We start from the raw sequence: 19,899 nt of genomic DNA, 5'->3' as shown, positions 1-19,899 counted from the left end.
AGCATAATGGACAATCCCCGTCACAATACCCGCGACATTTTCCCGCCCACCGGCACCGAGATCACCGCGAAAAGCTGGCTGACCGAGGCGCCGATGCGGATGCTGATGAACAACCTGCATCCCGACGTGGCCGAGAACCCGCATGAGCTGGTGGTCTATGGCGGCATCGGCCGCGCCGCCCGCACCTGGAAGGATTTCGACCTGATCGTCGACAGCCTGAAGAAGCTGGAAACCGACGAGACCCTGCTGGTGCAATCCGGCAAGCCGGTCGGTGTGTTCAAGACCCACAAGGACGCGCCCCGGGTGCTGATCGCCAACTCGAACCTGGTGCCGCATTGGGCGAACTGGGACCATTTCAACGAGCTGGATAAGAAGGGCCTGGCCATGTACGGCCAGATGACCGCCGGCTCGTGGATCTATATCGGCAGCCAGGGCATCGTCCAGGGCACCTACGAAACCTTTGTCGAGGCCGGGCGCCAGCATTACGGCGGCAACCTGAAGGGCAAGTGGATCCTGACCGCCGGGCTTGGCGGCATGGGTGGCGCCCAGCCTCTGGCCGCCGTCATGGCCGGGGCCTGCTGCCTTGCGGTGGAATGCGACGAGACCCGCGCCGACTTCCGCCTGCGCACCCGCTATGTCGATGAAAAGACCCACAGCCTCGACGAGGCGCTGGAGATGATCGATCGCTGGACCAAGGCCGGCGAGGCGAAGTCCGTGGCGCTGATCGGCAATGCCGCCGATGTGTTCCCGGAACTGGTCAAGCGCGGCGTGCGTCCCGACATCGTGACCGACCAGACCTCGGCCCACGACCCGGTGCATGGCTATCTGCCGCTGGGCTGGACCGTCGCCGAATGGCGTGCCCGGCAGGAGACCGATCCCAAGGCCGTCGAACGCGCCGCCCGCGCCAGCATGCGCACGCAGGTCGAGGCCATGGTGGCCTTCAGCGACCAGGGCATCCCGACCGTCGATTACGGCAACAACATCCGCCAGATGGCGCTGGAGGAGGGCTTCGAGCGCGCCTTCGCCTTCCCGGGCTTTGTGCCGGCCTATATCCGGCCGCTGTTCTGCAAGGGCATCGGGCCGTTCCGCTGGGCGGCGCTGTCGGGCGACCCCGAGGACATCTACAAGACCGACCAGAAGGTCAAGGAACTGGTCGACGACCCGCATCTGCACAACTGGCTGGACATGGCGCGCGAGCGCATCAGCTTCCAGGGCCTGCCGGCGCGGATCTGCTGGGTCGGCCTTGGCATCCGCCACAAGCTGGGCCTCGCCTTCAACGAGATGGTGCGCAACGGCGAGCTGAAGGCGCCCATCGTCATCGGCCGCGACCATCTCGATTCGGGCTCGGTCGCCTCGCCCAACCGGGAAACCGAAGCGATGCAGGACGGCTCGGACGCGGTGTCCGACTGGCCGCTGCTGAACGCGCTGCTGAATACCGCTTCGGGCGCGACCTGGGTGTCGCTGCACCATGGCGGCGGCGTCGGCATGGGCTTTTCGCAGCATTCCGGCATGGTGATCTGCTGCGACGGCAGCGAGGACGCCGATGCGCGGCTGGCCCGGGTGCTGTGGAACGACCCGGCCACCGGCGTCATGCGGCACGCCGACGCGGGCTATCAGATCGCGCTGGACTGCGCGCGGGAGCACGGGTTGAATCTGCCCGCCATTCTCTGATCCATAGGCGCGGCGCCGCAACGCACCGGGGCCGCGCCCCTTACCGTCCAACTAGGAGACAGACATGACCTTCCACACCAGCATCAAGGCTGCCCTGTTCGGCCTGACCGCGCTTGCGCTTGGCACCGCCGCGCAGGCCGACCAGCTTGCCGACATCAAGGCCGCCGGCAAGATCGTCACCGCCACCGACATGCACTATGCCCCCTTCGACATGCTGAACAACGGCCAGTATGAGGGCATGACCAAGGACCTGTTCGACGAGGTGTCGAAAGAGATCGGCGTCGAGCCGGTCTATCAGGACATCCCCTGGACCGCCGAGCTGCCGGGCCTCGAGGTCAAGAAGTTCGACATCGTCATCGCGCCCGTCACCATCACCCCCGAGCGGCTGGAGCGTTACACCTTCACCCTGCCGATCGCCGATGCCACCGTCTCGCTGGTCAAGGCCGCCTCGAACACCGAGCTGACCAAGCCCGAGGACATCAAGGGCAAAACCGTGGGCGTCCAGCAGGGCACCGCGCAGTTCCGCCAGCTTCAGGCCTATGGCGAAAGCCTGGGCGGCGTGAACGTCAAGGAATACGGCACCACGGACGAAGCCTATGCCGACCTTGCCGCCGGCCGCCTGGACGCGGTGGCGGGCTCGCTGCCGAACCTGACCTATCTGGTGAAGAACCGCCCCGAGACCTTTGCGCTGTTCGAGCCGGCCCAGTTCGGCCAGCCGAGCTATTTCGCCTGGGTGCTGCGCAAGGGCGATGACAGCGCCAGCTTTGCCCAGGCGATCAATGACGCGCTGCTGAAGATGACCGATGACGGCCGCGTCAAGGCGATCCAGGAGAAATGGCTGGGCAGCTATACCGAACTGCCCCGCGAGGTCCCGACCAACTAAATCGCTGGCGGGCGGGGCCGACCCCGCCCGTTCCCCAAGGGCCAAGGCGAGGCGCGCATGTTCTCCATCCCGGTCTTTCTTCAAAGTTTCGAACCGCTCATCTGGGCGGCGCGCTACACGCTGCTGATCTCGGGGCTCGGCATCGCGCTGGGGCTGGTGATCGGCACGCTGGTCTGCGCCGCGCGGCTGTCGCCCTATGCATCCCTGCGCGGCTTTGCCGCGATCTGGGTCAGCTTCCTGCGCGGCGTGCCGCTGCTGGTGCAGCTGCTGGTGTTCTATTACACGCTGCCGGTGATCGGCATCGACGTGCCCGCCATCTTCGCAGCCGTGGTGACCGTCGGCATCTGCGCCAGCGCCTATATCTCTGAAATCTGGCGCGGCGCCATCGCGGCGTTGCCCAAGGGCCAGGCCGAGGCCGCCGTGGCCATCGGCATGACGCCGCGTGACGTCTGGACCCGGGTGATCCTGCCGCAGGCCTTCACCATGTCGCTGCCGGCGCTGGTCAACGAATTGATCCTGCTGGTCAAGGCCAGCTCGCTGGTCTCGGTCGTGGGCATCCTCGAGCTGACCCGCGCCAGCCAGGCGCAGGCCGCGACCACCTTCCGCCCGCTGGAGGTCTATATCGCTGCCGCCTGCATCTACCTGGCGATCAACCTCTGCCTTGCCGCGCTGGGACGCTATCTCGAACACAGGACGGCCGTCTGATGGAATGGAGCATCCTTGAACAATACGGCCCCGCCCTGCTGAGGGGCTTTGGCGTCACCGTGCTGTGCTGGGTCCTCGGCACGATCTTCGGCATGGCGCTGGGGCTGGTGATCGCACTGCTGCAACGCTATGGGCCGCGCTGGCTGGGCTGGATCATCCAGGCCTATATCGAGGTGATCCGCGGCACGCCCTTCCTGGTGCAGCTTTTCGTGCTCTATTACGGCGGGCCGCTGGTCGGGCTGCGGCTCGATGCGCTGCCGGCGGGTCTGCTGGGCCTGACCATCTATGGCAGCCCCTATTTCGCCGAGATCTTCCGCTCGGGCTTCCGCGCCGTGCCGCATGGCCAGATCGAGGCCGCCCGCGCCATCGGCATGGCCGAGCCGACTATCGTGCGGCGCATCCTGCTGCCCTTGGGGCTGGTCTCGTCGCTGCCGGCGCTGGTCAATTTCTCGATCATCCTGACCAAGGAGACGGTGATCCTGTCGATCATCACCGTGCCCGAGCTGATGTATCAGGTCAGCCGCATGTCCACCGAGACCTTCCGCTACCTGGAGGCGAACCTGGTGCTGGCGCTGTTCTTCTGGGCGCTGGTCGAGACCATCTCGCGCGTCGGCCGCCGGTTCGAGGCGCGCATCACCAAACACCTGATCGAAAGGACCTGAGCCGATGCAGGCATCCGCCGTCGAGATCCGCAAGGTCAACAAATATTACGGGCCGTTCCACGCGCTGAAGGACGTGGACCTGTCCATCCCGCCGGGCAAGGTGACCTGCCTGATCGGGCCCTCGGGCTCGGGCAAGTCCACGCTGCTGCGCTGCATCAACTTCCTCGAGGAATACGATTCGGGCGAGATCCGCATCGACGGCCAGCTGATCGGCTACGAGTCGCCGGGCCGGAAGATGTCGGGGCGCAAGCTGCGCGAGATGCGCCGCTCCATCGGCATGGTGTTCCAGCAGTTCAACCTTTGGCCGCACATGACCGCCAAGGAGAACGTGGCCGAGGGGCTGATCCGCGTGCGCGGCCTGTCGAAAGCCGAGGCCGAGACCCGCGCCGCCGAGGCGCTGACCAAGGTCGGGCTGGCCGACAAGATGGGCAACCATCCCTCGCGCCTGTCGGGCGGCCAGCAGCAGCGCGTCGCCATCGCCCGGGCCATCGCCATGGAGCCGCGGCTGATGCTGTTCGACGAGCCGACCTCGGCGCTTGACCCCGAACTGGTGGGCGAGGTGCTGAACGTGATGAAGACGCTGGCCAGCGAGGGTATGACCATGGTGGTGGTCACGCATGAGATGGGCTTTGCCGCCCATGTCGCCGACCAGGTCGCCTTCATGGAAAAGGGCGAACTGGTCGGCGTGGACAGCCCCGACCGCATCCTGCATCACCCCGAGGATCCGCGCATCCAGGGCTTTCTGCGCACCTATCACGAGCGCAACAGCTTCTGAGCGGAAGGAAAGGGGGCTCTGCCCCCACGCCGGGATATTTGGACACGAAAGAAGCGCGCAGGCAGGGGTTGCGGGCGCGCTCGGGCGGTTTATCTGGAGCGGGTAACAGCCAGGACCCTGCCATGCGCCAACCGAAGCTTTTCGAGCCGATCGCCATTGGCGGTCAGACCCTTGCCAACCGGATCGTCATCGCGCCGATGTGCATGTATTCGGCCGAGGACGGGCGGATGACCGACTGGCACCTGATGCATCTGGGCGCGCTGTCGCATTCCGGCGCGGCGATCCTGACCATCGAGGCCACCGCCGTCCTGCCCGAGGGGCGCATCTCCTATGCCGATGTCGGGCTGTGGGACGACGCGACCGAGGCGGCCATGGCCCGGGTGCTGAAGGGCGTGCGGGCCTGGTCGGACATGCCCATCGCCATCCAGTTGGCCCATGCCGGGCGCAAGGGATCGACGGCGAAACCCTGGGAGAGCGAGGCGCAGATCGCCCCGGATGCGGCGCATGGCTGGCAGACGGTATCGGCATCGAGCCTGCCTTTCGCCGAGGGCGACAATCCCCCGCTGGCGCTGGACCGCGCCGGGCTGGCGCGGGTGCGCGACGGTTTTGCCGCGGCCGCGCGCCGTTCGGTGCGGCTGGGGATCGACGCGATCCAGATCCATGCCGCGCATGGTTATCTGCTGCACCAGTTCCTGTCGCCGCTGTCGAACCGGCGCGAGGACGAATATGGCGGCAGCCTGGAAAACCGCATGCGCTTTCCTCTGGAGGTCTTCGAGGCGGTGCGGGACGCGGTGCCGGCGGGCTATCCGGTCACCATGCGCATCTCGGGCACCGATTGGGTCGAGGGCGGCTGGGACATCGCGGGCAGCATCGCCCTGTCGCAGGCGCTGGAGGCGCGGGGCTGCGCCGCCATTCATGTCAGCAGCGGCGGGCTGGACCGGCGCCAGCAGATCCCGGTCGGTCCCGGCTATCAGGTGCCGCTGGCGCGGGCAGTCAAGCAGGCGGTCGGCATTCCGGTCATCGCCGTGGGCCTGATCACCGAGCCCGAGCAGGCCGAGGCCATCGTCGCCACCGGCGATGCCGACATGATCGCGCTGGCGAGGACGGTGCTTTACGATCCGCGCTGGCCCTGGCATGCGGGGGCAAAGCTGGGTGCCAGCGTTTCGGCGCCGCCGCAATTCCGGCGCAGCGCGCCCGCGCGCTTCCGGGGCCTGTTTCGCAAGTGACCGAGGCGCGGGAGCCGGCCTTGGGGGTCAGACCGCCTGCGCCTCTGGCCGGTGCGGGTCGTTCATGTCGAAGATCATCAGCCCGTCCTCGGGCACCTGCCGGTTGGTCCAGCGCGGATCGGCGAGCGAGCGTTCCGCGTCGTGCAGCCCGTCCTGCCAATGGTCCAGCATCGACAGGCGCGAGAATTCGTAATCCTTGGATGCGCTTTCATAATCGGCGTGACGATAGATCAGGTGCATCAGGCTGACCGGATGGGCGGGGCCGGCCTCGATCAGCATGGCCAGGTCCGGGTCGTCGCGGAATTCGGCCGGCAAACGGGCGTGCAGCCGGCGCGCGGCGCTGGCCAGCGCATGGCGGATGCGGAACTCGTCGGTGTTCAGCCGGGTGCGGCTGGAAAAGCGGATCTCGCGCTCGCGCTGTTCGACCTGGGCCATGGTGCGGGGCAGGATGTCGCGGGACGGGTAGAGATCGACCTGATAGATGCAGAGCGGCCGGTCGCAGGGCTTGGCCAGCACGAATTGCAGCGGCGAGTTCGAGACCAGCCCGCCGTCCCAATATTGCCGCCCGTCGATCTCGACTGCGGGAAAGCCCGGCGGCAGCGCGCCCGAGGCCATGATGTGATCGACGGTGATCCGCGTTTCGCGGCTGTCGAAACAGGTGAAATTGCCGGTTTCGACATCCACGGCGCCGACGGACAGCCGCGGGCCCTTGGCATTGAGATAGTCGAAGTCGATCAGCGCCAGCAGCGTATCGCGCAGCGGCGAGGTGTCATACCAGCTGGTCTGCCGCATCAGCCCGGGCAGGAACGAGAACAGGTCCGGGACGCGCGGGCGAAAGAAGCCCGGGGCGCCCAGGATGCTGGTCATGGTGGCGCGGCTTTCGTTGCAGACCGCGCGCATCTGTTCGTAAAGCGGCCCGCCTTCGAAGCAGGAGCCCAGCAGCCAGGGCGCGCCCGTCACGCCTTCCCAGAACTGGCGCAGCGCATCCAGCCGCTTGCCGGGGCGGTTACCGGCGATGAGCGCGCCGTTGATCGAGCCGATCGAGATGCCGGACAGCCATTCCGGTTCCTGCCCGGCGCGGCAAAGTGCCTCATAGGCGCCGGCCTGAAACGCCCCCAGGGCTCCGCCACCCTGAAGGACGAGCACGATCTTTTCGGGTGTTTCCCCGGTTCGGTCCTTCATCTGTTTCCCAAATCGCTTGGTGTGATTCTTGTCACGCTATGCGCAGGGAAGGAAAGTTTCCATAACGGCTAATCATACGAAAGAAAAAATCTTCGTTCATCCGGGACGGTGCGGCAAGTGACGTTGCGTCCGGGGCGTTTTCCGCCTCGGCGATTGCCACGGCGGCCCCAGCCGATATATTGGGGCATGACACAGCCGGAGCCAGCCGCCGACGAGCGCATGACCGACGACCTTTCCGACAGGCGCAGCCTGCTGCGCCAAGCTGTCTTCCGGTATCCCCCTGACCCGAGCGAGCCCCTTTGATGTGGATCGAAGTCCTTGTCGTCCTTGTCCTGACCCTGTTGAACGGGCTTCTGGCCATGTCGGAGCTGGCCATCGTCTCGGCCCGTCCGGCACGGCTGAAGGTGCTGGCCGAACGCGGCGACCGGGGCGCCGCCACCGCCTTGCAGCTGGGCGAGGAGCCGGGGCGGTTCCTGTCCTCGGTGCAGATCGGCATCACGCTGGTCGGCATCCTGTCGGGCGCCTTTTCCGGTGCGACGCTGGGCGCGCGGCTGGCGGCGGCGCTGCCGGGCTGGGGCGTGCCGGCCTCGTTGGCGCAACCGCTGGGCATGGGGGGCGTGGTCGTCGCCATCACCTATCTGTCGCTGATCGTGGGCGAGCTGGTGCCCAAGCAGCTGGCGCTGAAGGCGCCCGAGCGGGTCGCGGCCCGCGTGGCGCCGTTGATGCGGGCCATTTCGCGCGGGGCGGCGCCGCTGGTCTGGCTGCTCGACCGTTCGGGCAAGCTGGTGCTGGCCGCGCTGGGGCAGGCGGGCGAGGACCGGCAGACCATCAGCGACGAGGAGATCAAGCTGGTGATCTCGGAGGCCGAGACGGCCGGCGTCATGCACCGCGCCGAGACCGAGATGATCGCCGGCGTCATGCGCATCGCCGACCGCAGCGCGCGCGGGCTGATGACGCCGCGGCGCGAGATCGAAGCGGTCGATGTCGGCGACAGCTGGGAGGAGATGGCGCGCAAGTTCCGCGACAGCCGCCGCACCCGCCTGCCGGTCAGCGACGGCGATCCGAACAACCTGATCGGCGTGATCGCCAGCGTCGATCTGATGTCGCAGAGCCGGGCCGAGGCGGTGGATCTGCGCGAGGTCATGCAATCCGCGCCGATCATCCCCGAGACCATGGATGCGCCCGAGGTCATCAGCCGGCTGCGCGCCGCGCCGGGGCAGATGCTGCTGGTCTATGACGAATACGGCCATTTCGAGGGCGTGGTGACGCCGATGGACGTGCTCGAGGCGATCACCGGCGAGTTCGCCGGCTTCTCGGACGACGAGCCGAAGCTGGTCGAGCGCGAGGATGGCAGTCTGCTGGTCGCCGGCTGGATGCCGGTCGATGAGTTCGCCGACCGGCTGTCGGTGCCGGTGGACGAGGATCGCGACTATTCCACCGTCGCCGGGCTGGTGCTGGATCTGGCCGGCCGGCTGCCGCAGGCGGGCGACCGCGTGGACTGGCAGGGCTGGCGCATCGAGGTCGTGGACATGGACGACCGCCGCATCGACAAGCTGCTGGTGCAGCGCCTGCCGGCCTGACCAGCGGGTCGGCCCTGCGGCCAATACGCGCTAGGCAAGAATGGACGCTTGTGGTTTTTGCAGGACTCGATAACCTGCGGTTATGAATTTCACCCTGCGCCAGATCACCTACTTCCTGGCCGTGGCCCGGCTTGGCAATTTCGGCCGCGCCGCCGAGGCGGTGCATGTCTCGCAACCGGGCCTGTCCAGCCAGATCGCGCAGCTCGAAGCGCGGTTGGGCGGCGCGCTGTTCGAGCGCGGCGCCGGGGCTGCGCCGGTGCGGCTGACCGCACTGGGAGAGCGGCTGTTGCCGGTGGCGCAGGAGCTGATGGACACCGCCAAGCGCCTGGACGCGCTGGCTCGGGCCGGGCGCTCGCCGTTGTCGGGGCGGCTGCGGCTGGCCATCATTCCGACCGTGGCGCCCTATCTGATCCCGCATCTGGTGCCGACGCTGCGCGACCGCCATCCCGCGCTGGATCTGGAGCTGCACGAGGTCGTCACGGACGAACTGGTCTCGGGCGTGCTGAGCCACCGCTTCGATGCCGGGATCATGGCCCTGCCGGTGGGCGAGGCCGGGATCGAGGCCGAGCCGGTGCTGCGCGATGCCTTTCTGATCGCGCTGTCGGGCAATGACACCACCTTCCTCTCCGGCCCCGCCCGCCCCGAGAGCATCGAGGCCGAGCGGCTGCTGCTGCTGGCCGACGGCCATTGCCTGCGGGATCAGGCGCTGGAGGTCTGCGGCATGCGCAGCCCGCGCCGCAAGCTGAACCTGGAGGCGGCCTCGATGGCGACGCTGATGCGAATGGTGGCCAGCGGCATGGGCATGACGCTGATCCCGCGGCTGGCGCTGGCCGACGAGAACCGCGACGGGAGGCTGCGCATCGTGCCCTTTGCCGAGCGCGAGCCCTCGCGCGATCTGGCCGTGGTCTGGCGCCGCAACGCCGAGGCGGGGGCGGATGCGCGGGCCCTGGCCGAGGTGGTGCGCGACCTGGCCCCGGTGCTGGGGGTCGAGCCGCTGTCCCGCCCCGCGCCGGACGGGCCGACGGATGCGCCGGCCCGCAGAAGGATCAGCGCAGCACGATCTTGACCGGCAGCACCAGCGCGGTGGTCTTGCCCGTGGGTGGCGCCGGCAGGCGCGGCATGCGCGAGGCCTGGCGGTTCAAGGCCGAATCGATGTTGGCGTCTCCGGTCGAACTGGCCAGCGATGCCCCGGCCACGCGGCCGCTGGGATCGACGCTGAAGCGCACGGTGACGGTCATGGTGCCGCCGCGCCCGCTGAAGCGGGTGCGCTGCATGTGGCGGGCCACCGCGGCCTGCACCTTGGACTGCCAGCTGGCCACCTGCCGCGGGCTGGGCGTGCCGGCCTGGGCCTGCGGCGCTGCGGTGCGGGTGGATTGCGGCGCCTGGACCCGGGTGGTGGCCTGGCGGGCCGGCTGCTCCTCGGGGGCCTTTTCCTTTTTCTCGCGCTTTTTCGGCTCGGGCTGCTTTTCGACGACCTTGGGTTCGGGTTCCGGCTCGCGTTCGGGTCGTTCCGGGGGGCGCTCGGATTTTTGCAGCACCACCGCATCGGGTGGCGGCGGGAACAGCGAATTCATGTCGGCCAGCGGCTCCAGCTCCTGAAGCGGCGGCATGGCAAGCTCGGGTTCGGGCTCCGGTTCCGGTTCAGGCTCGGGTTCGGCCTCGGTCATTTCGGGGGTCTCGGCCTCGTCCGGCGGGGCTGCCGCCTCGGGCATCGGTGCCAGTTCGACATAGACCGGCTCGGGCAGGCCGGGAGGGGCGGCGGCTTCGGCGCGCTGCAAGATCCACAGCGCCCCACCCATATGCGCCGCCAGGGCCACCGCCGCGGCGGTGCCCCATAAGGCGCTTTCGCGCAGGGCCGGGGCAGGCTTCCAACTCATGGCGTGGGTGCTCCTCCGCGGGTCGGGGTCGAGGCGGTCTGGGCCGGCGCCGGGGCGGCGGGTGCGGTCGCGCCCGGCTCGGCATCGGCAAGCGCCGCGCCTGCGCCGGTGGTCTCGAGGCCGACCAGCGCGATCTTGAGATAGCCGGTCTCGCGCAGGGTGTTCATGACGCCCATCAGGTCGCCATAGGACACGTCCTTGTCGGCACGCAGGAAGATGCGCTCCTCGCGGTTGTTCTCGGTGGCGGTGGCCAGGGCCGTGGCCAGGCCGCCGGCGGGCACGTCCTCATTGCCGATGGCCAGGGTCAGGTCGGGCTTGACGGTGATATAGACCGGCTGGTCGGGGCGCTGCGCCGGGGTCGCGTTCGAGATCGGCAGGTCCACGTTCACATCCACCGTGGCCAGCGGTGCCGCCACCATGAAGATGATCAGCAGCACCAGCATCACGTCGATGAAGGGCGTGACGTTGATCTCGTGGTTCTCGACCAGATCGTCGCCTTGGGTCTCGCGGATGCCGCCGGCCATGGCTCAGGCCTCCGTGCGCGAGATGGGGCCGCGGAAGTCGAGATCGCGGCTGACGAGGCGCTTGATCCCGGCGGCGGCATTGGCGAGCCGCAGGCGGTAGCCGGTGATGGCGCGGGCGAAGACGTTGTAGATCACCACCGCCGGGATGGCGGCGACCAGGCCGATGGCGGTGGCCAGCAGCGCCTCGGCGATGCCGGGTGCCACGACGGCAAGGTTGGTGGTCTGCGCCTGGGAAATGCCGATGAAGCTGTTCATTATGCCCCAGACGGTGCCGAACAGGCCGACGAAGGGCGCGGTCGAGCCGATGGTGGCCAGCACGCCGGTGCCCCGGCTCATGCGGCGGCCGGCGATGGCCTCGATGCGGTCCAGATGCGAATCGACGCGCTCCTTGATGCCCGAGTCGCCGGCCTGGTCCAGCGCCGGGGCCGAGCGGTCGTATTCGGCGGCCGCGGCGCGGATCATGCGCGAGACCGGATCGCGGCGATTGCCGGCCGCGGCAAGGGCGGCGGGCAGGCTTGCCGCGTCCTCGATGCGGCGGATGCCGGATTGTGCGCGGTTCGTGGCGCCCATCAGCTCCAGCACCTTGGCGACCAGCACCGTCCAGGTCACGACCGAGGCGAAGGCCAGGCCGATCATCACCGCCTTGACCACCCAGTCGGCGGCCAGGAACATGCCCCAGGGGGACAGGTCATGCGGCAGGTTCGGGTCGCGTGCCGGCGGGTTCAGCATCGGGGCCAGCGCGTCCTGGACCGCCTGCGGCAGGATGCTTGAGCCGGCGGGCTCGGCCGCTTCCGGGGTCGCCGGGGCGAGCGTCTCGGGTGTCGTGGGGGTTGGGGCGGCCGGGGCTTCGGCGGGTGGCGCCGGAGCCGGGGTCGCTTCCGGTGCGGCCGCTGACGGGGCGGCCGTTTCGGGCGCTTGGGCCGGCGATGCGGTCGGGGTCGCCGGTGCCGCGGTTTCGGGCGTTGCCGCTTCGGGCGCGGCCGCTGGCGGCGTGCCGGTTTCCGCGCCCGGGCTTGCCGGCTGGACCTGGGTCTCGGGCGCCGGGCCGGGCTGGCTGCCGGTTGTGCTTTCCTGCGCCGAGAGCGGTGCGGCAAGCAGCAGACAGGTCAAGGCGACGGCGGTCCCCGCGCGGTAGCGCGGCAGCGACAGGTGGGTCATGGCGATCCTTGTAGTTCCGGCATTCGGTCCGTCCGCATCTTGCTGGGGTGCGGCACATGCCGGATGGCAGGCCGTCGACCCTTTGGCCGCGGTTTGAGGCCCATATCGATCACCAAGGTAAAATTGTCAACTATTCCGCGGTCAGCCTGCCGGGCTTTGTGCCGACCAATAGGCCGCCAGATGGCTGCGCGCCTTGTCATGGCGCAGCCCTTCCAGCGCCAGCGCGCGGATCGCGGCGATGTCGGATTTCTCGGTCGCCATCCACAGATAGCTGTCGGGCGGCGGTGGCTCGGCACGCAGCAGCGCGCAAAGCGCCGCCGCCCCGCCGGGCAGGTGGCGAAGGCGGAAGCCGGCTGGCCGGGGCAGCGGATAATCGGCCCGGGTGCCGAGCAGCATGACCTCGCCCTCTGCCGCGCCAGCACGCGATTCGAGGATGCGCGCGATGGCGGGATAGGCGGTCTCGTCCCCGGCAAGCGTCAGGCGCGCGGCCTGCGGGATGCCGCCGCCGCTGGGGCCGAGCAGGCCGATCCGCTGGCCCGGCGGGGCCATGCGCGCCCAGCGTGCCGCCTGCCCGCCGGCATGGTCGAAGATGTCCAGATCAAGCCAGCCCGCCGCGGCGTCGATCCGGCGCACGGTATAGACCGGGCGGTGCAGCGCCTTGTCGCCCCTGGGCCAGACGATCTGGCCATGCGCACCCAGATGCGGCCATTCCGGCGCCGCGTCGCCGGGCCGGGGCAGCACCAGCCGGAAATGGATCGAATCCTCGCTGGCGAGCCGGTGCAGGTCGGGCGCGGCCAGCCGCACGCGCAGGAAATCCGGGCAGAGCGGTTCGACGCCGACGACCTGGGCAAGGCTGAAATGCGCTGGCGGCTTGCCGGCATCCTCGGTCGAGGGCCAGCGCAGCGCCGCTGCCGCGGGCAGGTGCCGCGCGAGATGCTCGGAGATCGCCTGCTGCATGGCGGCCAGCCATTCGGCGCGGTGCGCGCGGGCAAAGACCAGCACGCCGTCGCCGCGCCGCTTGGCCCCGAACTCGCCCATCTCGACCTGGCACCAGATCGAGCGGCCATGGCCGGTGTGCAGGTCCAGCCCGTGCTCCCGGGCCTCGTCGCGGATCAGCCGCTCGATGGGCGCGAAATCCTGGCCGGGCAGCAGGGCCTCGGACTGGAACTCGGGCAGGGGGGTGATGCGCATCGGTCGCCTCTCGTGCCTTCGGGGCAAAGGTCGGGTGTCCGGCCCGGCGCTTCAAGGGCTCAGGCGAGCCGTGCGATCTCGGCCGCCGCCGCTTCCAGCGCGCCCCGGCCGTGCGGGATCGCCAGCGCCGTCATCCCGGCCTCGACCGCTGCCAGCACCCCCAGAAGCTGATGGGCGTTGGCGTGGCCCATATGGGCGATGCGCAGCGCGTTGTCGGGATCGGGCGCGCCAAGGCCGATGCCCAGCGTCACCCCGGCCTTGGTCGCGGTCCAGTCGCGCAGGGCGCCGGCCTGCGGCAGCCGGGCCGCGGTGACCGAGCGGGCGCGGCCGGCGGGATCGGCGATCAGCGGCCCGATGCCGGGATGGTCGGCGCCCCAGTACTCCAGCGCCGCCCAGGTGGCCCGCGCCAGCCCCTCGTGCCGCGCCCAGGCGACGGGCAGGGTTTCTTCGTCCAGCAGCATGCGCAGCGCCTCGTTCATGCCGAAGATGTGCTGGACCGGCGGCGTGCCGCCCCAAAACTGCCACAGCTCCTGCGCCTCGGCGCGCGGGGTCCAGTCCCAATAGGGCGTGGCAAGGCCGCTGCGTCCCCGCGCCTTGACCCGGTCCGAGAACCAGACGAAGGCCAGCCCCGGCGGCACCATCAGCCCCTTCTGGCTGGCCGCGACCAGCAGGTCGACGCCCCATTCGTCCATCCGCATCGGCTCGCAGCCCAGCGAGGCGATGGCATCGACGGCCAGGAAGGCGGGATGGCCGCCCATGGCGGCGCGCAGGGCGGGAATCTCGGCGCGGGCCGAGCTTGCGGTATCGACCTGGCAGACCAGCACCGCGCGGATCCGCCCCTCGCGGTCCTGCGCCAGCCGGTCGGCCAGGCGCTGCGGATCGGGGGCCGCGAGGCCGAAATCCAGCTCCTCGACCTCGATCCCCAGCGCGCGGGCCGAGGCGGCCCAGGAACGGCCGAAATGGCCCGAGACCAGCGCCAGGGCCCGCTCGCCCCGGTCGAGCAGGTTGACATTGGCCGCCTCCCAGCCGGCATGGCCGTTGCCGATATAGGGCACGACATGACCCGCGGTTCCGGCCAGCCGTTTCAGCCCGGCGATCATGGCCTGGTTCTCGGCCGCCAGGTCCGGGCCGTAGATGTCGGGCGAGGCGCGGTGCATGGCGCGCAGCACGCGGTCGGGAACGGGCGAGGGGCCGGGAATGGCAAGGACGGCGCGGCCCTGGGCGAAGCTCATGGGAAATGCCTTTCGACTGATGCGCCATCGGTAGGACGACCCATGCGCAAGGTCAACGGGCGCGGCGTGGCGGCAAACCGGCGGCCTGGCGCCGGTTGCACGGTTGGGCGGGAGTATTTGGGAAACGGTGAAGCGCAGGGCGGTCGCAGGCGGCCTGGGCGCCCGGGGGCGGCGCCGGGTGGGGGCGGCCGGCGGTGGCGGGTTGCCCCGGCGCGGCTTGCGGCTTATCCCTTGGGGCCGAACCGAATTCCGGGGATGCGATGGCGGACAGACTTCACAGGACGGCCAATCTGTTCGCCCGCATGTGGCGCGACTATCTGCGGCCCTATTGGGCGCGCATCCTGCTGGCGCTGCTGTTCCTGGTCATCGAGGGCTCGACCCTGGGCCTGCTCAGCTGGATGCTGAAGCCGCTGTTCGACCGGGTCTTCGTCGGCGGCGATACCGATGCGATCTGGTGGGTCGGGGGTGCGATCTTTGGCCTGTTCCTGATCCGTGCCACGACCTTCGTCATCAACCGCAGTCTGATGACCTCGGTCTCGCTGGCGGTCTCGACCACGATGCAGACCGACCTGCTGCGCCATATCATGGTGCTGGACGGCAGCTTCTTCCAGCAGAACCCCCCCGGCGCGCTGATCGAGCGGGTGCAGGGCGATACCATGGCCGTGCAGGGGGTCTGGACCACCTTCATCTCGGGCGCGGGGCGGGACATGGTCTCGCTGGTGTCGCTGTTCGCGGTGGCACTGGCGGTCGATCCCTGGTGGACCATGGCGGCGCTGGTGGGGGCGCCGCTTCTGATCCTGCCGACGCTGGTGGTGCAGCGCTATATCCGCCGCAAGATGCGGCAGAACCGCGTCAACGCCAGCCAGCGCGCCACCCGGCTGGACGAGGTGCTGCACGGCATCAACGCCGTCAAGCTGAACCGGATGGAGGATTACCAGACCGGCCGCTTTGCCCAGATCGTCGCCCGCATCCGCCAGGCCGAGGTCAAGATGTCGGGCATCGGCGCCACGGTGCCGGCGCTGGTCGATGTCGTCACCGGGCTGGGCTTCATCGGCGTTCTGGCGCTCGGCGGGGCCGAGGTGACGCGGGGCGAGCGCACGGTCGGCGATTTCATGTCCTTCTTTACCGCCATGGCGCTGGCCTTCCAGCCGCTGCGCCGGCTGGGGGCGCTGACCGGCACCTGGCAGATCGCCGCTGCGAGCCTGGAGCGCATCTATGCCGTGCTGGACATGCGGCCCACGATCACCTCGGGGCCGAGCCGCGAGCCGCCGCCAGACACCACCATCCGCTTTCAGGACGTGCACCTGTCCTATGACAACCATCGGGTGCTGAACGGGCTGAGCTTCACCGCCGAGGCGGGCAAGACCACGGCGCTGGTCGGGCCGTCGGGGGCGGGGAAATCCACGGTCTTCAACCTGCTCACGCGGCTCATCGATCCCGAATCGGGGCAGATCACCCTGGGCGGCGTGCCCTTGCGCGAGTTTGACCTGGGGGTGCTGCGCGACCAGTTCTCGACCGTCAGCCAGGATGCGGCGCTGTTCGACGAGACGTTGCGCGAGAACATCCTGCTGGGCCGCGAACAGGAGGACGAGGCGCTGCGCCGCGCCGTGGTCGCCGCCCATGTCGCGGATTTCACCGATGCGCTGCCCATGGGCCTGGACACGCCGGCCGGCCCGCGCGGCTCGGCCCTGTCGGGGGGGCAGCGCCAGCGCGTCGCCATCGCCCGCGCCGTGCTGCGCAATGCGCCGATCCTGCTTCTGGACGAGGCGACCAGCGCGCTGGACGCGCAAAGCGAGCGGGTGGTGCAGCAGGCGCTGGACGAATTGTCGGCCGGGCGCACCACGCTGGTCATCGCGCACAGGCTCTCGACCGTGCGGCAGGCCGACAAGATCGTGGTGGTGGAGGCCGGCCGGGTTGTCGAAGAGGGCAATCACGACCAACTCATGGCGCAGGGCGGTGCCTATGCCGCGCTGGTCAGATTGCAATTCGGAGAAGAGTGATGCGGCGGATTCTGGCGGTGTCGGGCGAAGATCGGGTCGAGTTCCTGCAAGGGCTGGTGACCAACAAGGTCGGCCCTGCGCCTTGCTGGGCGGCGCTCTTGACGCCGCAGGGCAAGTATCTGGCCGATTTCCTCGTCGTGCCCGATGGCGAGCGGCTGCTGATCGACGTGGATGCGCGGCTGGAGGGCGACCTGATGCGGCGGCTGTCCATGTATCGGCTGCGCTCGAAGGTCACGCTGGAGCCGACCGATCTGACCGTGGCGCGCGGCACTGGGCCGGCGCCCGAGGGCGCGATCAAGGACCCCCGGCACGAGGCGCTCGGCTGGCGGCTTTACGGCGGCGCGGGGGATGACGGCACCGATTGGGACGCGATCCGGGTCGCGCATTGCATCCCCGAAACCCTGGTCGAGCTGATCCCGAACGAGAGCTTCATCCTGGAAGCCGGGTTCGAGCGCCTGCATGGCGTCGATTTCCGCAAGGGCTGCTATGTCGGGCAAGAGGTCACGGCGCGGATGAAGCACAAGACCGAATTGCGCAAGGGGCTGGTGACGGTGGGGATCGAGGGCGCGGCCCCCGTCGGCACGCCGATCCTGATGGCCGACGGGCGCGAGGCGGGCACGCTTTTCACCCAGTCCGGGGACCGCGCCATCGCCCATATGCGCTTCGACCGCATGGGAGAGGGGCTTTCGGCGGGGGATGCCCGCATCCTGCCATGACCGCCGGTCCGGCCGAGCGCATAAGGCGAATCGTGCATGTGGACATGGACGCCTTCTATGCCTCGGTCGAGCAGCGCGACAATCCCGAGCTGCGCGGGCGTCCGGTCGCCGTGGGCGGCATCCAGCGCGGCGTGGTCGCCGCGGCCAGCTATGAGGCGCGGCGCTATGGCGTGCGCTCGGCCATGCCCTCGATGCGGGCGATGCGGCTTTGCCCCGACCTGATCTTCGTGAAGCCGCGCTTCGACGTCTATCGCGCCGTCAGCCAGCAGGTCCGCGCGATCTTTGCCGAATACACCCCTCTGGTCGAGCCGCTGTCGCTGGACGAGGCCTATCTGGACCTGACCGACCATCTCGACGGCCGCACCGCCACCCGCATCGCGCAAGAGATCCGGGCGCGCATCCGGCAGGCGACCGGGCTGACCGCCTCGGCCGGGGTCAGCTACAACAAGTTCCTGGCCAAGCTGGCCTCGGACCAGCGCAAGCCGGACGGGCTGTTCGTGATCCCGCCCGAGGCGGGGGCGGAGTTCGTGCAGGGCCTGCCCATCGGCCGCTTTCACGGCATCGGTCCAGCCACGGCGGCGCGGATGGAGGCGCATGGCATCCTGACCGGCGCCGACCTGGCCCGGCAGAGCCTGGAGTTCCTGACCGCCCGCTTTGGCAAGTCGGGCAGCTATTACTGGAACATCGCCCGCGGCATCGACACGCGCGAGGTCAAGCCCAACCGCATCCGCAAGAGCATCGGCGCCGAGAACACCTATTTCGAGGATCTGCGCGACCTGGCGGCGGCGCATGAGGCGCTGGCCGTGCTGGCCGACAAGGTCTGGCGCCACGCAGCTGCGGCTGCGCGCCGCGGGCGGACGGTGACGTTGAAGGTGAAATACGGCGATTTCCGCCAGATCACCCGCGCGCGGTCCCAGCCGCGCCCGGTCGAAAGCCGCGACGAGATGCTGGAGATGGCCTGCGAATTGCTGGCGCCGGTCTTTGCCGATCCGCATGGCGTGCGGCTGCTGGGCATCACGCTCTCGGGGCTGGAGGAGGCGCGGCAGGACGAGCCGCCGCGCCAGCTGGGCCTGTTCGATCAGGCGTAGAGGTTGATGACGCCGACCTTCTGGTGGATGCCGTTCACCGTTTCCTTGTCGAGCCCCAGGCCTTCGGCAAGCGTGTGCAGATATTCGGCCTCCTTGCGGTTGTCGAACTCGATCGCCATCAGCGACATCAGATAGACCTGCGGGCCGAAGCCCTGCGGCACCTCGCGCGCCAGCGCGGCGGCATCGACCGGGGCGGCCATCTGCTCGCGGATGAAGGCGCGCTCCTCGTCGTCCAGCTCGCCGAACTCGGCCATCAGCTTGGCCTTTTCGCTCTCGTCGATCTCGCCGTCGGATTTCGCGGCCTGGATCATCGCCTTCAGCATCAGCCCGGCCAGGGCATTCTGCTCCGGGGTGGGGGCGGTCGTGGGCTCGTCGCCGCTGGCCAGCGCCTCGTTGAACAATTCGCCGAAGCTGGCGTCGTTCTGCGGCTGGGCGCCCTTTTGCGCCAGGCCGCCGGTGCCTTGCTGCGGTTGTCCGGGTGCCTGCTGCGCCTGCGCGCCGCGCCCGCCCAGCAGATCGCCCAGCATGCCGCCGAGGCCGCCTGCCGCCGCGCCGCCCAGGACTCCGCCCAGCCCGCCGGACCCCGAACCGCCGCGCGAGCCGGTCAGCTGGTCGAGCAGCCCGCCCAGCCCGCCTTGCGCCGCGCCGGTATGGCGGGGCGAGTTCGGGCCACCATAGGCCGTGCCACCGCCCGAGCGGCCGCCCAGCACCTGGCCAAGCATGTCGCCCAGGCCGCCCGAGCCGGTCGAGCGATTGCCGGTGCCGCCGGTATTGTTGCCGAACAGCTCGTCCAGCAGCCCGCCTGATCCCCGTCCGCCGCTGGATTGTGGCCGGTTCTGGGCGTTCTTCATCATGGTTCCGATCCCCTTGGCCAGCATGACGCCGGCCGCGACGCGGGCGAGGGATTTCATCAGGCTCATCTCGTTCCTCCGAAAGCGTTGCGGGGCCGCCGGGCCGGGCAGCCTTCTTTGCACAATTCCAACGTATTCCTCCGGTTCCGGTTCCACCGCCACAGGCCCCGCGGCAAAGGCCCGCGTGCCCTTGATTTTTCCCCGGCACGATTATAAGTCGCGGCGGATGTTTCACGACGGGGGCTGTCGCGCGGGTGGCCCCCCCGATAGGAGGCCATGATGGCAAAGGCAAAGTTTGAACGGACGAAACCGCACGTCAACATCGGGACGATCGGTCACGTTGACCACGGCAAGACGACGCTGACGGCTGCGATCACGAAGTATTTCGGTGAATTCAAGGCCTATGACCAGATTGACGGCGCCCCCGAGGAGCGTGCGCGGGGCATCACCATCTCGACCGCGCATGTGGAATACGAGTCGGAGAACCGTCACTACGCGCACGTGGACTGCCCCGGCCACGCCGACTACGTGAAGAACATGATCACCGGCGCGGCGCAGATGGACGGGGCGATCCTGGT

19 protein-coding genes are annotated in these 19,899 nt (G+C 69.2%); 12 read left to right on the top strand and 7 right to left on the bottom strand.

From position 1 onward, the window contains the following. Positions 1-6 precede the first annotated feature (6 nt). The 6 genes from hutU (at position 7) to AQY21_RS16260 (ending at position 5,922) form a co-directional block, all read left to right on the top strand. Entirely contained in the window at positions 7-1,671 is a 1,665-nt protein-coding gene (gene hutU, locus AQY21_RS16285) for a urocanate hydratase (RefSeq protein WP_058098670.1), read from the top strand. Between the two features lie 64 nt (positions 1,672-1,735). Beyond that, complete coding sequence (locus AQY21_RS16280) at positions 1,736-2,554, top strand: transporter substrate-binding domain-containing protein (protein WP_058098669.1); 819 nt, start codon at positions 1,736-1,738, stop codon at positions 2,552-2,554. A gap of 57 nt (positions 2,555-2,611) precedes the next feature. Beyond that, positions 2,612-3,259 carry an amino acid ABC transporter permease gene (locus tag AQY21_RS16275; RefSeq protein ID WP_058098668.1) on the top strand — a complete coding sequence of 216 codons (648 nt, stop codon included), beginning with the start codon at positions 2,612-2,614 and terminating at the stop codon, positions 3,257-3,259. Further along, the gene (locus tag AQY21_RS16270) at positions 3,259-3,921 is read left to right on the top strand and encodes an amino acid ABC transporter permease (RefSeq protein WP_058098667.1); all 663 of its coding nucleotides are present in this window, start codon (positions 3,259-3,261) and stop codon (positions 3,919-3,921) included. Before AQY21_RS16275 ends, AQY21_RS16270 begins: the two co-directional genes overlap by 1 nt. Before the next feature lie 4 nt (positions 3,922-3,925). Further along, complete coding sequence (locus tag AQY21_RS16265) at positions 3,926-4,696, top strand: amino acid ABC transporter ATP-binding protein (RefSeq protein ID WP_058098666.1); 771 nt, start codon at positions 3,926-3,928, stop codon at positions 4,694-4,696. Between the two features lie 122 nt (positions 4,697-4,818). After that, positions 4,819-5,922 (top strand): NADH:flavin oxidoreductase/NADH oxidase, encoded by a 1,104-nt coding sequence (locus AQY21_RS16260; RefSeq protein WP_058098665.1) that lies wholly within the window; start codon positions 4,819-4,821, stop codon positions 5,920-5,922. 27 nt (positions 5,923-5,949) lie between these two features. Here the strand turns inward: AQY21_RS16260 and AQY21_RS16255 are convergent, their stop codons facing one another. Next, positions 5,950-7,104, bottom strand: coding sequence for a patatin-like phospholipase family protein (locus AQY21_RS16255; RefSeq protein WP_058098664.1), 1,155 nt, complete (start codon positions 7,102-7,104; stop codon positions 5,950-5,952). Between the two features lie 302 nt (positions 7,105-7,406). Here AQY21_RS16255 and AQY21_RS16250 point away from each other — a divergent pair, with 302 nt between their 5' ends. Both AQY21_RS16250 and AQY21_RS16245 read left to right on the top strand, forming a co-directional pair. Next, on the top strand, positions 7,407-8,684 hold the full coding sequence (locus tag AQY21_RS16250) for a hemolysin family protein (protein ID WP_058098663.1): 1,278 nt from the start codon (positions 7,407-7,409) through the stop codon (positions 8,682-8,684). An 82-nt stretch (positions 8,685-8,766) separates the two neighbouring features. Then, a complete protein-coding gene (locus AQY21_RS16245) occupies positions 8,767-9,750 on the top strand; it encodes a hydrogen peroxide-inducible genes activator (RefSeq protein ID WP_058098662.1) in 984 nt (327 codons plus the stop codon). Here the strand turns inward: AQY21_RS16245 and AQY21_RS16240 are convergent. The 5 genes from AQY21_RS16240 to AQY21_RS16220 form a co-directional block, all read right to left on the bottom strand. Further along, positions 9,731-10,561, bottom strand: coding sequence for an energy transducer TonB (locus AQY21_RS16240; RefSeq protein WP_058098661.1), 831 nt, complete (start codon positions 10,559-10,561; stop codon positions 9,731-9,733). The two genes, AQY21_RS16245 and AQY21_RS16240, sit on opposite strands and share 20 nt — an antisense overlap. Continuing rightward, on the bottom strand, positions 10,558-11,085 hold the full coding sequence (gene exbD, locus AQY21_RS16235) for a TonB system transport protein ExbD (protein WP_058098660.1): 528 nt from the start codon (positions 11,083-11,085) through the stop codon (positions 10,558-10,560). The genes AQY21_RS16240 and exbD overlap by 4 nt, the downstream gene beginning before the upstream one ends. Before the next feature lie 3 nt (positions 11,086-11,088). Continuing rightward, positions 11,089-12,243: a tonB-system energizer ExbB gene (gene exbB / locus AQY21_RS16230; RefSeq protein WP_058098659.1), complete on the bottom strand. Its 1,155-nt coding sequence runs from the start codon at positions 12,241-12,243 to the stop codon at positions 11,089-11,091. A gap of 141 nt (positions 12,244-12,384) precedes the next feature. Beyond that, entirely contained in the window at positions 12,385-13,434 is a 1,050-nt protein-coding gene (locus tag AQY21_RS16225) for a siderophore-interacting protein (protein WP_058098658.1), read from the bottom strand. Between the two features lie 59 nt (positions 13,435-13,493). Beyond that, on the bottom strand, positions 13,494-14,666 hold the full coding sequence (locus AQY21_RS16220) for an alanine--glyoxylate aminotransferase family protein (protein WP_058098657.1): 1,173 nt from the start codon (positions 14,664-14,666) through the stop codon (positions 13,494-13,496). 260 nt (positions 14,667-14,926) lie between these two features. Here AQY21_RS16220 and AQY21_RS16215 point away from each other — a divergent pair, with 260 nt between their 5' ends. From AQY21_RS16215 to dinB, 3 genes are read left to right on the top strand one after another with little or no spacing between them, the layout of a single operon-like run. Beyond that, a complete protein-coding gene (locus AQY21_RS16215; protein WP_058098656.1) occupies positions 14,927-16,666 on the top strand; it encodes an ABC transporter ATP-binding protein in 1,740 nt (579 codons plus the stop codon). Then, positions 16,666-17,382, top strand: a complete 717-nt coding sequence (locus AQY21_RS16210) for a folate-binding protein YgfZ (protein ID WP_058098655.1) — start codon at positions 16,666-16,668, stop codon at positions 17,380-17,382. The genes AQY21_RS16215 and AQY21_RS16210 overlap by 1 nt, the downstream gene beginning before the upstream one ends. Beyond that, positions 17,379-18,470 (top strand): DNA polymerase IV, encoded by a 1,092-nt coding sequence (gene dinB / locus AQY21_RS16205; RefSeq protein ID WP_058098654.1) that lies wholly within the window; start codon positions 17,379-17,381, stop codon positions 18,468-18,470. Before AQY21_RS16210 ends, dinB begins: the two co-directional genes overlap by 4 nt. Here the strand turns inward: dinB and AQY21_RS16200 are convergent. Continuing rightward, positions 18,461-19,390 (bottom strand): DUF533 domain-containing protein, encoded by a 930-nt coding sequence (locus tag AQY21_RS16200; protein ID WP_058098653.1) that lies wholly within the window; start codon positions 19,388-19,390, stop codon positions 18,461-18,463. The genes dinB and AQY21_RS16200 overlap by 10 nt on opposite strands. A gap of 210 nt (positions 19,391-19,600) precedes the next feature. On the opposite strand from AQY21_RS16200, the gene AQY21_RS16195 reads away from it, so the two are divergent. Continuing rightward, a partial coding sequence (locus AQY21_RS16195) for a GTP-binding protein (protein ID WP_238986808.1) occupies positions 19,601-19,899 on the top strand: 299 nt, incomplete at its 3' end.

It is taken from the genome of Paracoccus sp. MKU1, from assembly GCF_001447385.1.
GTDB lineage: Bacteria > Pseudomonadota > Alphaproteobacteria > Rhodobacterales > Rhodobacteraceae > Paracoccus.
Note: the sequence above shows the minus strand (reverse complement) of the source record. Positions and strands in the feature narration are given on the sequence as shown.

Bases quoted from the DNA above. Each gene is read 5' to 3' on its own strand.
- AQY21_RS16220 (WP_058098657.1), bottom strand. From the start codon at position 14,666: ATGAGCTTCGCCCAGGGCCGCGCCGTCCTTGCCATTCCCGGCCCCTCG.
- dinB (WP_058098654.1), top strand. From the start codon at position 17,379: ATGACCGCCGGTCCGGCCGAGCGCATAAGGCGAATCGTGCATGTGGAC.
- AQY21_RS16245 (WP_058098662.1), top strand. From the start codon at position 8,767: ATGAATTTCACCCTGCGCCAGATCACCTACTTCCTGGCCGTGGCCCGG.
- AQY21_RS16210 (WP_058098655.1), top strand. From the start codon at position 16,666: ATGCGGCGGATTCTGGCGGTGTCGGGCGAAGATCGGGTCGAGTTCCTG.
- AQY21_RS16270 (WP_058098667.1), top strand. From the start codon at position 3,259: ATGGAATGGAGCATCCTTGAACAATACGGCCCCGCCCTGCTGAGGGGC.
- exbD (WP_058098660.1), bottom strand. From the start codon at position 11,085: ATGGCCGGCGGCATCCGCGAGACCCAAGGCGACGATCTGGTCGAGAAC.
- AQY21_RS16225 (WP_058098658.1), bottom strand. From the start codon at position 13,434: ATGCGCATCACCCCCCTGCCCGAGTTCCAGTCCGAGGCCCTGCTGCCC.
- AQY21_RS16255 (WP_058098664.1), bottom strand. From the start codon at position 7,104: ATGAAGGACCGAACCGGGGAAACACCCGAAAAGATCGTGCTCGTCCTT.
- AQY21_RS16260 (WP_058098665.1), top strand. From the start codon at position 4,819: ATGCGCCAACCGAAGCTTTTCGAGCCGATCGCCATTGGCGGTCAGACC.
- AQY21_RS16200 (WP_058098653.1), bottom strand. From the start codon at position 19,390: ATGAGCCTGATGAAATCCCTCGCCCGCGTCGCGGCCGGCGTCATGCTG.
- AQY21_RS16275 (WP_058098668.1), top strand. From the start codon at position 2,612: ATGTTCTCCATCCCGGTCTTTCTTCAAAGTTTCGAACCGCTCATCTGG.
- AQY21_RS16215 (WP_058098656.1), top strand. From the start codon at position 14,927: ATGGCGGACAGACTTCACAGGACGGCCAATCTGTTCGCCCGCATGTGG.
- exbB (WP_058098659.1), bottom strand. From the start codon at position 12,243: ATGACCCACCTGTCGCTGCCGCGCTACCGCGCGGGGACCGCCGTCGCC.
- AQY21_RS16250 (WP_058098663.1), top strand. From the start codon at position 7,407: ATGTGGATCGAAGTCCTTGTCGTCCTTGTCCTGACCCTGTTGAACGGG.
- AQY21_RS16280 (WP_058098669.1), top strand. From the start codon at position 1,736: ATGACCTTCCACACCAGCATCAAGGCTGCCCTGTTCGGCCTGACCGCG.
- hutU (WP_058098670.1), top strand. From the start codon at position 7: ATGGACAATCCCCGTCACAATACCCGCGACATTTTCCCGCCCACCGGC.
- AQY21_RS16240 (WP_058098661.1), bottom strand. From the start codon at position 10,561: ATGAGTTGGAAGCCTGCCCCGGCCCTGCGCGAAAGCGCCTTATGGGGC.
- AQY21_RS16265 (WP_058098666.1), top strand. From the start codon at position 3,926: ATGCAGGCATCCGCCGTCGAGATCCGCAAGGTCAACAAATATTACGGG.